The sequence below is a fragment of the Pseudomonas sp. 22189 genome, from assembly GCF_052045635.1.
GTDB lineage: Bacteria > Pseudomonadota > Gammaproteobacteria > Pseudomonadales > Pseudomonadaceae > Aquipseudomonas > Aquipseudomonas parakoreensis.
Map to the genome: position 1 here is coordinate 46,645 of NZ_JBQEPG010000007.1, position 13,736 is coordinate 60,380.

Annotated in this window: 14 protein-coding genes; 8 read left to right on the plus strand and 6 right to left on the minus strand. The window is 61.2% G+C overall.

Annotation, left to right across the window (positions count from 1 at the left end; genetic code table 11):
• The first annotated feature begins 19 nt into the window (after positions 1 to 19).
• Together glnL and ntrC are read left to right on the plus strand one after the other, a co-directional pair.
• Positions 20 to 1,105 carry a nitrogen regulation protein NR(II) gene (gene glnL, locus ACTJKS_RS09235; RefSeq protein WP_007961730.1) on the plus strand — a complete coding sequence of 362 codons (1,086 nt, stop codon included), beginning with the start codon at positions 20 to 22 and terminating at the stop codon, positions 1,103 to 1,105.
• Positions 1,102 to 2,538, plus strand: a complete 1,437-nt coding sequence (gene ntrC / locus ACTJKS_RS09240) for a nitrogen regulation protein NR(I) (protein WP_007961729.1) — start codon at positions 1,102 to 1,104, stop codon at positions 2,536 to 2,538. The genes glnL and ntrC overlap by 4 nt, the downstream gene beginning before the upstream one ends.
• 508 nt (positions 2,539 to 3,046) lie before the next feature.
• On the opposite strand, the gene ACTJKS_RS09245 is transcribed toward ntrC, so the two are convergent.
• Positions 3,047 to 3,487 carry a hypothetical protein gene (locus ACTJKS_RS09245; RefSeq protein ID WP_198759640.1) on the minus strand — a complete coding sequence of 147 codons (441 nt, stop codon included), beginning with the start codon at positions 3,485 to 3,487 and terminating at the stop codon, positions 3,047 to 3,049.
• Between ACTJKS_RS09245 and trmL the strand changes: the two genes are divergently transcribed.
• On the plus strand, positions 3,486 to 3,941 hold the full coding sequence (gene trmL / locus ACTJKS_RS09250; RefSeq protein ID WP_139053573.1) for a tRNA (uridine(34)/cytosine(34)/5-carboxymethylaminomethyluridine(34)-2'-O)-methyltransferase TrmL: 456 nt from the start codon (positions 3,486 to 3,488) through the stop codon (positions 3,939 to 3,941). The genes ACTJKS_RS09245 and trmL overlap by 2 nt on opposite strands.
• Before the next feature lie 237 nt (positions 3,942 to 4,178).
• Here trmL and secB read toward each other — a convergent pair whose 3' ends face one another.
• The 3 genes from secB to ACTJKS_RS09265 are packed head-to-tail and all read right to left on the minus strand — an operon-like array spanning position 4,179 to position 5,391.
• Positions 4,179 to 4,664 (minus strand): protein-export chaperone SecB, encoded by a 486-nt coding sequence (secB, locus tag ACTJKS_RS09255; RefSeq protein WP_025110924.1) that lies wholly within the window; start codon positions 4,662 to 4,664, stop codon positions 4,179 to 4,181.
• Between the two features lie 57 nt (positions 4,665 to 4,721).
• A complete protein-coding gene (grxC, locus tag ACTJKS_RS09260) occupies positions 4,722 to 4,976 on the minus strand; it encodes a glutaredoxin 3 (RefSeq protein WP_041071421.1) in 255 nt (84 codons plus the stop codon).
• Between the two features lies 1 nt (position 4,977).
• The gene (locus ACTJKS_RS09265; protein ID WP_041071418.1) at positions 4,978 to 5,391 is read right to left on the minus strand and encodes a rhodanese-like domain-containing protein; all 414 of its coding nucleotides are present in this window, start codon (positions 5,389 to 5,391) and stop codon (positions 4,978 to 4,980) included.
• Between the two features lie 153 nt (positions 5,392 to 5,544).
• Here ACTJKS_RS09265 and gpmI point away from each other — a divergent pair, with 153 nt between their 5' ends.
• From gpmI to ACTJKS_RS09290, 5 genes are all read left to right on the plus strand, one after another.
• Entirely contained in the window at positions 5,545 to 7,071 is a 1,527-nt protein-coding gene (gene gpmI / locus ACTJKS_RS09270) for a 2,3-bisphosphoglycerate-independent phosphoglycerate mutase (protein WP_108181412.1), read from the plus strand.
• Between the two features lie 252 nt (positions 7,072 to 7,323).
• Positions 7,324 to 8,610: a murein hydrolase activator EnvC family protein gene (locus tag ACTJKS_RS09275; protein WP_086793950.1), complete on the plus strand. Its 1,287-nt coding sequence runs from the start codon at positions 7,324 to 7,326 to the stop codon at positions 8,608 to 8,610.
• A gap of 31 nt (positions 8,611 to 8,641) precedes the next feature.
• Positions 8,642 to 9,961 carry a S41 family peptidase gene (locus ACTJKS_RS09280; RefSeq protein ID WP_041071409.1) on the plus strand — a complete coding sequence of 440 codons (1,320 nt, stop codon included), beginning with the start codon at positions 8,642 to 8,644 and terminating at the stop codon, positions 9,959 to 9,961.
• 2 nt (positions 9,962 to 9,963) lie between these two features.
• Complete coding sequence (locus ACTJKS_RS09285; RefSeq protein ID WP_041071406.1) at positions 9,964 to 10,740, plus strand: divergent polysaccharide deacetylase family protein; 777 nt, start codon at positions 9,964 to 9,966, stop codon at positions 10,738 to 10,740.
• 113 nt (positions 10,741 to 10,853) lie between these two features.
• Entirely contained in the window at positions 10,854 to 12,149 is a 1,296-nt protein-coding gene (locus ACTJKS_RS09290) for a Vps62-related protein (protein WP_262947710.1), read from the plus strand.
• On the opposite strand, the gene ACTJKS_RS09295 is transcribed toward ACTJKS_RS09290, so the two are convergent.
• Both ACTJKS_RS09295 and hisF read right to left on the minus strand, forming a co-directional pair.
• Positions 12,130 to 12,885, minus strand: coding sequence for a substrate-binding periplasmic protein (locus tag ACTJKS_RS09295; RefSeq protein ID WP_108181410.1), 756 nt, complete (start codon positions 12,883 to 12,885; stop codon positions 12,130 to 12,132). The two genes, ACTJKS_RS09290 and ACTJKS_RS09295, sit on opposite strands and share 20 nt — an antisense overlap.
• A gap of 73 nt (positions 12,886 to 12,958) precedes the next feature.
• A complete protein-coding gene (gene hisF / locus ACTJKS_RS09300; RefSeq protein WP_007909211.1) occupies positions 12,959 to 13,729 on the minus strand; it encodes an imidazole glycerol phosphate synthase subunit HisF in 771 nt (256 codons plus the stop codon).
• Positions 13,730 to 13,736: the final 7 nt, after the last annotated feature.

Here is a 13,736-nt window from a genome sequence, read left to right on the forward strand (position 1 = left end):
GCCCCCAAAAGAGGCTCCGATGACTATTAGCGACGCAATCCACCGTTTGCTGCTCGACAACCTGACCACCGCTACCATCCTGCTCGACGCGGAATTGCGCCTTGAGTACATGAACCCGGCGGCCGAGATGCTGCTGGCCATCAGCGGCCAGCGCAGCCATGGGCAGTTCATCAGCGAGTTGTTCACCGAGTCCACCGAAGCGCTCAACTCGCTGCGTCAGGCGGTCGAACAGGCACACCCGTTCACCAAGCGCGAAGCGATGCTCACCGCCCTCACCGGCCAGACCCTGACCGTGGACTACGCGGTGACGCCGATCCTCAGCAACGGCGCAACCATGCTCCTGCTGGAAGTGCACCCGCGTGACCGCCTGCTGCGGATCACCAAGGAAGAGGCGCAGTTGTCCAAACAGGAAACCAGCAAAATGCTGGTGCGCGGCCTAGCCCATGAGATCAAGAATCCGCTCGGCGGCATCCGTGGCGCCGCGCAATTGCTGGCCCGCGAACTGCCGGAAGACAGCCTGCGCGACTACACCAACGTGATCATTGAAGAGGCCGACCGCCTGCGTAATCTGGTCGACCGCATGCTCGGCTCGAACAAGCTGCCATCGCTGGCGCTGTGCAACGTCCACGAAGTGCTGGAGCGCGTCTGCCAACTGGTCGAGGCGGAAAGCCAGGGCTGCATCACCTTGGTGCGCGACTACGACCCGAGCATTCCCGACGTATTGATCGACCGCGAACAAATGATTCAGGCCGTGCTGAACATCGTGCGCAACGCGATGCAGGCGATCAGCAGCCAGAACGAGCTGCGTCTGGGGCGCATCAGCCTGCGCACCCGGACCATGCGCCAGTTCACCATCGGCCACGTCCGCCATCGCCTGGTGACCAAGATCGAGATCATCGACAACGGCCCGGGGATCCCGGCGGAACTCCAGGAAACCATCTTCTTTCCCATGGTCAGCGGCCGCCCGGACGGTACCGGGCTGGGCCTGGCCATCACCCAGAACATCATCAGCCAGCACCAGGGCCTGATCGAGTGTGACAGCCACCCCGGCCACACCACGTTCTCGATCTTTCTGCCACTGGAACAAGGAGCCACATCGACATGAGCCGTAGTGAAACCGTGTGGATCGTCGATGACGACCGTTCTATCCGTTGGGTTCTGGAAAAAGCCTTGCAGCAGGAAGGCATGACCACGCAGAGCTTCGACAGCGCCGATGGCGTGATGAGTCGTCTGGCCCGTCAGCAGCCTGATGTGATCATTTCCGACATCCGCATGCCGGGCGCCAGTGGCCTCGATCTGCTGGCGCGCATCCGCGAACAGCACCCACGGTTGCCGGTCATCATCATGACCGCTCACTCCGATCTGGACAGCGCCGTCGCCTCCTATCAGGGCGGCGCGTTCGAGTACCTGCCCAAGCCGTTCGACGTTGACGAGGCGGTGTCGCTGGTCAAGCGCGCCAATCAGCATGCGCAGGAACAGCAAGGCCTGGAAGTGGTGCCGGCGCTGACCCGCACCCCGGAAATCATCGGTGAAGCACCGGCGATGCAGGAGGTGTTTCGCGCCATCGGCCGCTTGAGCCACTCCAACATCACCGTGTTGATCAACGGCGAATCCGGTACCGGTAAAGAACTGGTGGCCCACGCCCTGCACCGCCACAGCCCGCGCGCGGCCTCGCCGTTCATCGCGCTGAACATGGCGGCGATCCCCAAGGACCTGATGGAATCCGAGCTGTTCGGCCACGAGAAAGGCGCGTTCACCGGCGCGGCCAACCTGCGTCGCGGGCGCTTCGAGCAAGCTGACGGCGGCACGCTGTTCCTCGACGAAATCGGCGACATGCCGGCCGATACCCAGACCCGTTTGCTGCGGGTGCTGGCCGACGGTGAGTTCTATCGCGTTGGCGGGCATGTGCCGGTCAAGGTCGATGTGCGGATCATTGCCGCGACCCACCAGAACCTGGAAACCCTGGTGCACGCCGGCAAATTCCGTGAGGACTTGTTCCACCGCCTCAACGTGATCCGCATCCACATTCCGCGCCTGTCGGACCGTCGCGAAGACATCCCGACCCTGGCCAAACACTTCCTCAGCCGCGCCGCGCAAGAACTGGCGGTGGAACCGAAGCTGCTGAAAAGCGAGACCGAGGAGTACCTGAAGAACCTGCCATGGCCGGGCAACGTGCGGCAGCTGGAGAACACCTGCCGCTGGATCACCGTGATGGCCTCCGGTCGCGAAGTGCACATCAGTGACCTGCCACCGGAACTGCTGAGCCTGCCGCAGGATTCGGCACCGGTGACCAACTGGGAGCAGGCGCTGCGTCAGTGGGCCGATCAAGCCTTGGCCCGTGGCCAGTCGAGCCTGCTCGACAGCGCAGTGCCGGCGTTCGAGCGGATCATGATCGAGACCGCGCTGAAGCACACGGCCGGACGCCGGCGTGATGCGGCGGTATTGCTCGGTTGGGGGCGTAATACCCTGACCCGCAAGATCAAGGAATTGGGGATGAAAGTGGACGGTGGGGATGATGATGAGGGGGATGAGGGTTAAGCCCCTCCTCTAATCGTCCGCGAAAAGATCGCAGCCTTCGGCAACTCCTGCAGAGAACGCATATCCCTGTAGGAGCTGCCGAAGGCTGCGATCTTTTTTTGTGTGCACCGCCACAAGGCACGGCGAACCGCAATTGGGCATAACTCACTGATCAAAAAAACACCAACCAGGTTCAAAGCTCCAGCCACGCAGAAGCATCAAAGCCCAGATTTACGGGGCTTTCGCGCATCTGAAGCTTTTTTCTGTTTCGAAATACTAAAACTGGCACGCCGCCTGCAATATCCCTCACAGGTGATTCGATTCACCACCCGTTTCGGGGGCCTTGGTACAGGCAGGCCGGGGATTCCCCTCTTTACACCGGGTTCAAACCGCAACGCGGCGAACCCACCCTTTTGGGATCCTTGGTACAGGCAGGCCGGGGGTTCCCTCTTTACACCGGACCGACGCTCTCAGCGAAGTCCACCCCGTTTTGGGAACCCTGGTACAGGCAGGCCGGGGATTCCCGCTTTTATTGCTCCCGGAGATGGATCTCCAGCCGCCAGCGGTCATCGACCTTGCTCCCGGCCCATTCCCCTTGCAGCGGCCGCGCCGCCAGCACTGTCAACAACAGCCCACCGTCACTCACTCGCGTACGCCAGCTCACATCCTTGCCATTGAGCTTGAGCTGGCCCTTCTGCGCGCGGCCTTCAGCCTGAAACAACAAGGCCACGGTACCGTCGATGATCTCGCCGTGCAGCTTCGGCTCATTGTTGAACCACACCACCAGGCCGTCAGCGGTCACGTCGACCTGCTGCAGCACGCTGGGGTCCGGCGTGGTCAGGCGGCCGATCATCAAACCGACCATCAAGCCGAAAATCGCCAGCGAACCGATCACCCGCGGGAATAGTTTCGAACGCGGGTCGGCTGGCGGCGTAGAATGCGCGTCATCTTTACCTTCGGAGCCGTGCATGTTTCACGTCATCCTTTTTCAACCAGAAATTCCGCCGAACACCGGCAACGTTATCAGGCTGTGCGCCAACAGTGGCTGCCACCTGCATTTGATCGAGCCGTTGGGTTTCGAGATGGACGACAAGCGCTTGCGCCGGGCCGGTCTCGACTACCACGAATATGCCACGTTGCAGCGCCACGCCGACCTCGCCAGTTGCCTGGAGAGCCTCGGCAACCCACGGTTGTTCGCCTTCACCACCAAAGGCTCGAGGCCGTTTCACGACGCCACGTTCGTCCCGGGCGATGCGTTCATCTTCGGCCCGGAAAGCCGTGGCCTGCCGCCGGAGGTGCTGGACGCCCTGCCCGCCGAACAGCGCCTGCGCCTGCCGATGCGTGAAGGCTGCCGCAGCCTGAACCTGTCCAACACCGTGGCAGTGGCCGTGTACGAAGCGTGGCGGCAGAACGACTTCAAATAACCACCCGATCCTGTAGGAGCTGCCGAAGGCTGCGATCTTTTGATCTCGATTTTTAACAACAAGATCAAAAGATCGCAGCCTTCGGCAGCTCCTACATGAAGTCATGAAGTCATGAAGTCATGAAGTCATGAAGTCATGAAGTCATGAAGTCATGAAGTCATGAAGTCATGAAGTCTGTATTCCAACCCAAGAAAAAAGCGCCCGTTACGGCGCTTTTTTCGTTGTCGCTCAAACCGCTTATTGAACGGTCGGCGTCTCGCCCGCAGCCTGCATGCGCTGCAGCTCTTGCGCGTACAGGGCGTCGAAGTTCACTGGCGCCAGCATCAGGGCCGGGAACGAACCGCGGGTCACCAGGCTGTCCAGGGTTTCGCGAGCATACGGGAACAGGATGTTCGGGCAGAACGCACCCAGGGTGTGGCTCATCGAAGCCGCGTCCAGGTTCTTGATCAGGAAGATACCGGCCTGCTGCACTTCAGCGATGAAGGCCACTTCGTCGCCGTTTTTCACGGTCACGGACAGGGTCAGCACGACTTCGTAGAAATCGCCTTCCAGTTCTTTCTGACGGGTATTCAGGTCCAGACCGACGGTAGGGTCCCACTGCTGGCGGAAGATCGCCGGGCTTTTCGGGGCTTCGAAGGACAGATCGCGTACGTAGATGCGCTGCAAGGAGAATTGCGGTGCGGTTTCTTCTTCGCTGGCTGCAGTGTTCTGTTGGTCAGTCATCTCAGATCCTTTCTGATCTTGGGTCTTTTAGGGATTGCTGTACGTGGGTGCAGCCGTTCAGGCCTTGAGCAGCGCGTCGAGCTTGCCGGCGCGCTCCAGGGCATACAAATCATCACAACCGCCGATGTGCTTGTCGCCGATCCAGATCTGCGGCACGGACGTGCGTCCGGCCTTCTGGCTCATGGCAGCACGAATCTGCGGCTTGCCATCGACCTTGATCTCTTCGAAGGCCACACCTTTGTTCGCGAGCAATTGCTTGGCTCGCATGCAGTAAGGGCAGTAGTCGCTGGAGTAGACGATGACTTCGCTCATATCACTTCACCAGCGGCAGGTTGTCGCCTTTCCAGCTGGAGATCCCGCCGGACAGCTTGGCGGCGGTGAAGCCGGATTTCATCAGCTCGCGAGCGTGGGTACCAGCGGTCTGGCCCAGGGCGTCCACCAGAATGATGGTCTTGGCCTTGTGCTTTTCCAGCTCACCGGCACGCGCAGCCAGCTTGTCTTGAGGAATGTTGATCGCGCCAACGATATGACCGGCGGCGTAATCTTTCGCCGGACGGATGTCCACCACCACGCCTGCGTCCTTGTTGACCAGTGCGGTCAGCTCGCCAGTGCTCAGGCTTTTACCGCCGCCCTGCATCGTGTGCGCCAGCAGCAGAGCCAGCAGTACGACGAAGATACCGACAAGAATGTAGTGGTTAGTGGCAAATTCAATCAGGTGAGCAACCATCGAAGGAGGTTCCAGGGCGTTAAAATGTCGGCCAGTATACACAGCCACTATGGTGGGCCAAACCCCGTCCGGCGGTGACGCCGCAGGAACTTCGCTTTAAACTGCCACTCCCTTTTCCATCGCCCTCTTCTTTATTAGCCACGAGTGGATTCCATGACTACCACGCCTAAACCTTTGGTCCTGATGATTCTCGACGGCTTCGGTCACAGTGACAGCCACGAATCCAATGCCGTGTATGCGGCGAAGAAGCCAGTGCTCGATCGCCTGTGGGCCACGGTGCCGAACGGCCTGATCTCGGGCAGCGGCATGGACGTCGGTCTGCCGGACGGCCAGATGGGCAACTCCGAAGTCGGCCACATGAACCTAGGCGCCGGGCGCGTGGTGTATCAGGACTTCACGCGCGTGACCAAAGCGATCCGCGACGGTGAGTTTTTCGAGAACCCGACCATCTGCGCCGCGGTGGATAAAGCCGTGGCCGCCGGCAAAGCCGTGCATTTCATGGGCCTGCTGTCCGATGGCGGCGTGCACAGCCACCAGGATCACTTGATCGCCATGGCCGAACTGGCGTTCAAGCGCGGCGCCGAAAAAATCTACCTGCACGCCTTTCTTGATGGCCGTGACACGCCGCCAAAGAGCGCCGCTTCGTCGATCGAACTGCTCGATGCGACGTTCCAGGCGCTCGGCAAGGGCCGCATCGCCAGCCTCATCGGTCGCTATTACGCGATGGACCGTGACAACCGTTGGGACCGTGTCTCCCAGGCCTACAACCTGATCGTCGACGGTAACGCCGAATTCAACGCCGCCACTGCTCAGGAAGGCCTCGACGCTGCCTACGCCCGTGGCGAAAGCGACGAATTCGTCAAAGCCACCACCATCGGCGAGCCGGTCAAGGTTGAAGACGGCGACGCGGTGGTGTTCATGAACTTCCGCGCCGACCGCGCCCGCGAGCTGAGCCGCGTGTTCGTCGAAGACGATTTCAAGGAATTCGAGCGCGCGCGCCAGCCAAAAGTGCAGTACGTCGGCTTGACCCAATACGCGGCCAGCATCCCGGCCCCGGCCGCCTTCGCTCCGGGCAGCCTGGAAAATGTACTTGGCGACTACCTGGCAAAAAACGGCAAGACCCAGCTGCGTATCGCCGAAACCGAAAAATACGCACACGTCACTTTCTTCTTTTCCGGTGGCCGTGAAGAACCGTTCCCGGGCGAAGAGCGCATTCTGATCCCGTCGCCGAAAGTCGCCACCTACGACCTGCAGCCGGAAATGAGTGCACCGGAAGTCACCGACCGTATCGTCGATGCGATCGAACACCAGCGTTACGACGTGATCGTGGTCAACTACGCCAACGGCGACATGGTCGGCCACAGCGGTGTGTTCGACGCTGCGGTGAAAGCCGTGGAATGCCTGGACACCTGCGTCGGGCGCATCGTCGAGGCGTTGGAAAAAGTCGGTGGCGAAGCGCTGATCACCGCTGACCACGGCAACGTCGAAAAAATGGCCGATGAAGAAACCCACCAGGCGCACACCGCGCACACCACCGAGCCTGTGCCGTTCATTTATGTCGGCAAGCGTGACCTCAAGGTCCGTGACGGCGGCGTACTGGCGGACGTGGCTCCAACCATGCTGATGCTGCTGGGCCTGGAAAAACCGGCGGAGATGACGGGTACCTCGATTCTGGTGTAATTCGCCCGATCAAACACCGCCAAACCCTGTGGGCGCTGGCTTGCCAGCGATAGCAATCTGACAGCCAACAGCTATGTTGAATGTGCAGACGCCATCGCTGGCAAGCCAGCTCCCACAGTGGTTTATGGGGTTTTCGAAATGGAAATGGGCCTCTGCGCCGCTCCAGTTATCACACAAGCCCAATTGGGCGTTTTTTTTGCAGCCCCGGGCGGGCATACTAGGCCGTCCATTACCCTGGTGCCGCCCGCCTCTATGCTCCGCGTCCTGATCGCCCTTGCTCTGACCTGCCTGCTCCAACCGGCCTTCGCTGACGAGCGCGCGCAAACCCAACAGCAGTTGGATGCCACGCGTCAGGACATTGCCGAGCTGAAAAAGCTGCTGGGCAAGCTGCAGGAAGAAAAATCCGGTGTGCAGAAAGAGCTCAAGGGCACTGAAACCGAGATGGGCAAGCTCGAGAAGCAGGTCGATGCCCTGCAGAAAGAGCTGAAGAAGAGCGAATCCGAGCTGCAGCGGCTCGATGCGGAGAAAAAAAAACTCCAGAGCGCGCGCACTGAACAGCAGCGACTGATCGCCATCCAGGCCCGCGCGGCCTATCAGAACGGCCGTCAGGAATACCTCAAGCTGCTGCTCAACCAGCAGAATCCCGAGAAATTCGCCCGCACCCTCACCTATTACGATTACCTGAGCCAGGCCCGCCTGGAGCAGTTGAAGAACTTCAACGAAACCCTGCGCCAACTGGCCAATGTCGAAAAAGACATCGCCACGCAGCAGGCGCAATTGCTGGTGCAGAAAAGCAGCCTCGACAGCCAGCGCGACGAGCTGGAAAAAGTCCGCAAGGAGCGCCAGCAAGTCCTCGCCAAGCTCAACGATGACGTGAAAGCCCGCGACCAGAAACTGGCCGCCCGCGAGCAGGATCAGGCAGACCTGTCTAAAGTCCTTAAAACCATTGAAGAAACCCTGGCCCGTCAGGCCCGTGAGGCAGAAGAAGCGCGGCAGAAAGCGCTGATCGCCCAGCAGGAAGCGGAAAAAAAGCGTTTGCGTGAGGCGCAGGCTGACACCAGCGACGCCCCACGAAAACCCGCCAGATCAACCCCCGGCGCACTGGTGTCCAGCAGCGGCGAGACCTTCGGTGGCCCTTTTGCTGCAACCCGGGGAAAACTTCCGTGGCCGGTTGATGGTCGATTGCTGGCACGCTTCGGCGAAAGCCGTGGCGACGATGCCCGTACCAAGTGGGATGGCGTGATGATCAGCGCCGCCGCCGGCAGCCAGGTGCATGCCGTGCACGGCGGGCGCGTGGTGTTCGCCGACTGGTTGCGCGGTGCCGGGCTGCTGGTGATCCTCGATCACGGCAATGGTTATCTGAGTCTTTACGGTCACAACCAGACGCTGCTCAAGTCGGCCGGTGACGTGGTAAAAGCCGGTGAGTCGATCTCCACTGTGGGTAACAGTGGCGGTCAGGACACACCAGCGCTGTATTTCGCAATTCGTCAGCAGGGTCACCCGAGTGATCCGGCGCAATGGTGTCACGCGCAAGGATAAGCGCGTCGCCTAATTCAGGAGTTCGTTCGACATGCTGCATTTGTCCCGCCTTACCTCGCTGGCCCTGACGATCGCTCTGGTGATCGGCGCGCCTCTGGCGTTCGCCGCTCAACCGGCCCCGGCCGTCGCTCCGGCAGGCACTGCCGCGACCGCCAAGGCACCGTTGCCGCTGGAAGAGTTGCGCACCTTTGCCGAGGTAATGGACCGGATCAAGGCCGCCTATGTCGAGCCGGTGGACGACAAGACCCTGCTGGAAAACGCGATCAAGGGCATGCTCAGCAACCTCGATCCGCATTCCGCCTATCTCGGCCCTGAAGACTTCACCGAATTGCAGGAGAGCACCAGCGGCGAATTCGGCGGCCTGGGCATCGAAGTCGGCTCCGAAGACGGTTTCATCAAGGTCGTCTCGCCGATCGACGACACCCCGGCATCGAAGGCCGGCATTCAGGCCGGGGACTTCATCGTCAAGATCAACGGCCAGCCGACCCGCGGCCAGACCATGACCGAAGCCGTGGACAAGATGCGCGGCAAGATCGGCCAGAAAATCACCCTGACCCTGGTGCGCGATGGCGGTACGCCGTTCGACGTGACTCTGGCCCGCGCCGTGATTCAAGTGAAGAGCGTCAAGGCGCAACTGCTGGAGTCGGGCTACGGCTACATCCGCATCACTCAGTTCCAGGTCAAGACCGGCGAAGAGGTCTCCAAGGCCCTGGCCAAGCTGCGCAAGGACAACGGCAAGAAGCTCAACGGCATCATCCTCGACCTGCGCAACAACCCGGGCGGTGTGCTGCAGGCCGCCGTGGAAGTGGTCGACCATTTCATCAAGAAAGGCCTGATCGTCTACACCAAAGGCCGGATCGCCAACTCCGAACTGCGCTTCTCCGCCACCGGCAAGGATGAAAGCGAAGCGGTGCCAATGGTCGTGTTGATCAACGGTGGCAGCGCCTCGGCCTCGGAAATTGTCGCCGGCGCCCTGCAGGATCAGAAACGCGCCGTGGTCATGGGCACCACCAGTTTCGGCAAAGGCTCGGTGCAGACCGTGCTGCCGCTGAACAACGACCGCGCACTGAAGATCACCACGGCGCTGTACTTCACGCCGAACGGTCGCTCGATCCAGGCCCAGGGCATCGTCCCGGACATCGAAGTGCGCAAGGCCAAGATCACCAACGAAGCCGACGGCGACTACTTCAAGGAAGCCGACCTGCAAGGTCACCTGGGCAACGGCAACGGCGGCGCGGACAAGCCGACCGGTTCCGGCGCCAAGGCCAAGGCCATGCCGCAGGATGACGATTACCAACTGGCCCAGGCGCTGAGCCTGCTCAAAGGGCTGAGCATCACGTCCGGCCGTTGAGGATGTCGTTGCGTTTCTTCTTCGTCCTGCTGTGCTGTCTGGCGGGTGCTGCTCACGCAGAACCTGCCAGAACCACCCCGCCAAAAGCCTACCTGACGCTGATCATCGACGACCTGGGGCAGAACCTGCCCCGGGATCGCCGCGTGCTGGCCCTGCCCGGCCCGGTGACCACAGCGATCATGCCCGACACGCCGCACGCTACCGAATTCGCCCGCGAAGCCCATCGCGCCGGCAAGATCGTGATTCTGCACATGCCCATGGACCCGGCCACCGGCCCGTACGCCTGGCATCCCGAACTGCCGCTCGAGGAACTGCAAAAGCGCCTCGACGCCGCCTTCAAAATGGTCCCCTACACGGCGGGCATCAACAACCACATGGGCAGTCGCATGACCGCCCAGCCGGTGGCAATGGCGTGGCTGATGGGTGAGTTGCAACGTCGGCACAAATTCTTCGTCGACAGCCGCACCAGCGCCCAGACCGTCGCAGCGCAGCAGGCACAGAAGATCGATCTGGCGAGTGTCTCGCGGGATGTGTTCCTCGATGACGAGCGCACCGAAGCCGCCATCTTCACCCAACTGCAGACCGCCATCAGCCTGGCGCGCAAGCAGGGGTCGGCGGTGATGATCGGTCACCCGTATCCACAGACCCTGGCAGTCCTGGAACGTGAATTGCCGAAGCTCAAGGCACAAGGCATCGAGTGGATCGACATCAAGCAGATGATCAGCGTGCGCAGCAATCGCGCCACCGCCGCCCATGGCAAGGACGGCGTCTACCGTTGAACAGCCTCGCCCGCTATACATAATTACCGCCAAACGGCCCCCCCATGGCCGGATAGTGAGCCCTGCAACTGTGACGACTCTTCCCGAGTCGTCTTTCACTATCAGGGCTGATTATGAATACCGAAGACAAGGACGCAGGCGTCCCGCAACAGGCAAAACCGATCACGCTGGACAATCTGCTGATCAACTTCACGACTGATTTCCAGCGAATCTGGGACAGCAGCGGATCGAAAGCGGCACCCGGGAGCTTTTGGCGCCCGACGCCCTCTCCCGAGATGCTGCCGGGCTACTTTCCTTTAGGCGATGTCGTGGTGGGCAGCCACGACAACATCAACGCAAAACACGTCGTGGCCGTTGTCAGCGAGCACGAGACCGACCCGACAAAAGCCAAAGCCCTCAGTGCGCCCCTCGACTTTGAACAAGTCTGGAAAGATACCGGCTCGGGCGCCAAAACCAACTGCACGGTTTGGCGACCGCTGCCCCCGGCCGGCTACGTTGCCTTGGGCCAGGTGTGCTCCAGCGGCGACGACAAGCCACTGCTCAGTAGTGTGCGCTGCGTCCGGGCCGACCTGGTGATCGCTTCAACGGTCGGCAATATGCTCTGGAGCGACAAGGGCAGCGGTGCACGGCAGAGTTTCAGCGCCTGGAGCGTCACGCCGCCCAGCGCACCGCCGGGAGACATTCACTTCGCGCCGGGCACCTTCGTTGCGGCAGGCAGCTTCAACCGACCACAGGCCGACGTCAGTGTCTTTGCCTTGCGGATGCAGATCGCGCCACTGATCAAATCATCGCCAGTGTTGCCGACGCTCCACGCAGCGGACGCTCCGCAAACCAACGGAGCGGCCACCCTCGCTCAAGTGGTGGAACTTCCGTGGTTCGTGGTCAAGGATGACCTGTCACCGCTCGAACAATTACGCACCACGCCCTTTTATCGCCTGGAAAGAACCGACCAGTATTATCTGGTCGGGAGCGGACACAACACGGGCGACAAGGCGCGGGCATTCAAGTGGACTGCGCAACGGTTGCAGAATCCGAAGGTGCTGCGCCTGTTCACCCAGGTTACCGCCATCAGTTTTGTGAGCGCCTGGGCAATGAAGAGCGACGTCCATCCGTCACTGCCATTCTCGGCGAGACTCGACAGCCAGTTCACGCACTGCGAAACCTCAACCAGCGGCTGGCTGACACCGTTCATCAGCAACGTCCTCGCCATGGCCGGCAAAGGCAAATTCGTCGCGGCTTATCAGCAGGAGAGTTTCTACGAGTTGCTCCGTGCAGACGGCTCGCAAGCCGGCATCAACCTCGGCTACACCCAGTACGAGAGCCTGGAACTGCTGCAGTATCCGCCGCACGAATGCATCCATGAAGCCGCGGACAAGGCATTGCCGACAACTACAGATAGCGCCCCATGATTTCGTCGACAACCCCGTCCTTGCGCATCTGATCCAGCGCCGCCTGCAGCCTGGCGACCGTTGCATCCGACACGTCCTTGTTCAGCGCCAGGTACAACTCGGCGCTGTTGAAGCGCAATACGGTCTTGAGACCGGTGACCCCGTCCTGCCGCGCCAGATAACGTCCGGCAGGATCACCGGTGGCCCACAGGTCGATCTGGCCGTTGACCAGTTTTTTCGCGTTGTCCTGATCGCGCAACACCACCATTGGCTTCAAGCCCTGCTTGGCCAGGGTCTCGGCAATTGCGTCGCCCTTGTAGGCACCGATCTTGTATTTGCGCGCATCGTTGAGGGTTTCGAGGGTGATCTTGCTGTCGGCCCGGGCCAACATGATCCAGTCGTCCGGACCGATCGGGCCGACCCATTTGAACAGGTTTTCGCGATCCGGCAGGCGCGCCATCACGAAAGCACCGTAACCGGGATTTTCCAATGCCAGTTTGTAGACCCGCTCCCACGGAAAGCGCAGCGTCAGGCTGTAGGTGAGCCCGGCACGCTTGAACATTTCACGCACGATGTCGGCGGCAATGCCGTTGATGTTCTCGCCCTTGGCGAAATTCTTGCCGTCTTTCGCCATGTTGTAGGGCGGAAAGTTTTCGGTGAGGAGCACCAGATCGGTGTCGGGACTGTTTTCGGCCCGCGCCGTGTTGAGCAACAACACAGAAGCACTGGCGAGAACAAGAAGCAGGCGTTTGATCATGTCGGGCTACCGGAATCCATGGCGTGCCCAAGAGTGCCTTGGGTACGCCATGCTGTCCACTGGCCTGTACGGTTTAGCGCATCACAATGCCGCGTTTGGCCATGTACGCTTTCGCTTCCTGCACGGTGTATTCGCCGAAGTGGAAAATACTCGCCGCCAGCACCGCGCTGGCGTGGCCTTCGAGGATGCCGTCGGCCAGATGCTGCAGATTGCCGACGCCGCCGGAAGCGATCACCGGAATGCCCAGCGCATCGCTGATCGCGCGAGTCACGCCGAGGTCGAAGCCGTTTTTCATGCCGTCCTGATCCATGCTGGTCAGCAGGATCTCGCCGGCACCCAGGCCTTCCATCTTCTTCGCCCACTCGACTGCATCGAGACCGGTCGGCTTGCGCCCGCCGTGGGTGAAGATTTCCCAGCGCGGGGTTTCTCCCGGGCCGGAGACTTTCTTCGCGTCGATGGCGACGACGATGCATTGCGAGCCGAAATGCTGCGCCGCTTCGCCGACGAACTCCGGGTTGAACACCGCCGCGGTGTTGATCGAGACCTTGTCCGCACCGGCATTGAGCAGGTTGCGGATGTCCTGCACGGTGCGCACGCCGCCGCCGACGGTCAGCGGAATGAACACCTGGCTGGCCATGCGCTCGACGGTATGCAGCGTGGTGTCGCGGCCATCGACGCTGGCGGTGATGTCGAGAAAGGTAATCTCGTCGGCACCCTGCTCGTCATAACGACGGGCGATTTCCACCGGGTCGCCGGCATCGCGGATGTTCTCGAACTTCACACCTTTGACGACCCGGCCGTTGTCAACGTCCAGGCAAGGGATGATGCGTTTGGCCAGCGCCATGGTCAGT

Coding starts and splice junctions, on each gene's coding strand:
- glnL (WP_007961730.1), top strand. CDS start 20: ATGACTATTAGCGACGCAATCCACCGTTTGCTGCTCGACAACCTGACC.
- ntrC (WP_007961729.1), top strand. CDS start 1,102: ATGAGCCGTAGTGAAACCGTGTGGATCGTCGATGACGACCGTTCTATC.
- trmL (WP_139053573.1), top strand. CDS start 3,486: ATGTTTCACGTCATCCTTTTTCAACCAGAAATTCCGCCGAACACCGGC.
- ACTJKS_RS09245 (WP_198759640.1), bottom strand. CDS start 3,487: ATGCACGGCTCCGAAGGTAAAGATGACGCGCATTCTACGCCGCCAGCC.
- secB (WP_025110924.1), bottom strand. CDS start 4,664: ATGACTGACCAACAGAACACTGCAGCCAGCGAAGAAGAAACCGCACCG.
- grxC (WP_041071421.1), bottom strand. CDS start 4,976: ATGAGCGAAGTCATCGTCTACTCCAGCGACTACTGCCCTTACTGCATG.
- ACTJKS_RS09265 (WP_041071418.1), bottom strand. CDS start 5,391: ATGGTTGCTCACCTGATTGAATTTGCCACTAACCACTACATTCTTGTC.
- gpmI (WP_108181412.1), top strand. CDS start 5,545: ATGACTACCACGCCTAAACCTTTGGTCCTGATGATTCTCGACGGCTTC.
- ACTJKS_RS09275 (WP_086793950.1), top strand. CDS start 7,324: ATGCTCCGCGTCCTGATCGCCCTTGCTCTGACCTGCCTGCTCCAACCG.
- ACTJKS_RS09280 (WP_041071409.1), top strand. CDS start 8,642: ATGCTGCATTTGTCCCGCCTTACCTCGCTGGCCCTGACGATCGCTCTG.
- ACTJKS_RS09285 (WP_041071406.1), top strand. CDS start 9,964: ATGTCGTTGCGTTTCTTCTTCGTCCTGCTGTGCTGTCTGGCGGGTGCT.
- ACTJKS_RS09290 (WP_262947710.1), top strand. CDS start 10,854: ATGAATACCGAAGACAAGGACGCAGGCGTCCCGCAACAGGCAAAACCG.
- ACTJKS_RS09295 (WP_108181410.1), bottom strand. CDS start 12,885: ATGATCAAACGCCTGCTTCTTGTTCTCGCCAGTGCTTCTGTGTTGTTG.
- hisF (WP_007909211.1), bottom strand. CDS start 13,729: ATGGCGCTGGCCAAACGCATCATCCCTTGCCTGGACGTTGACAACGGC.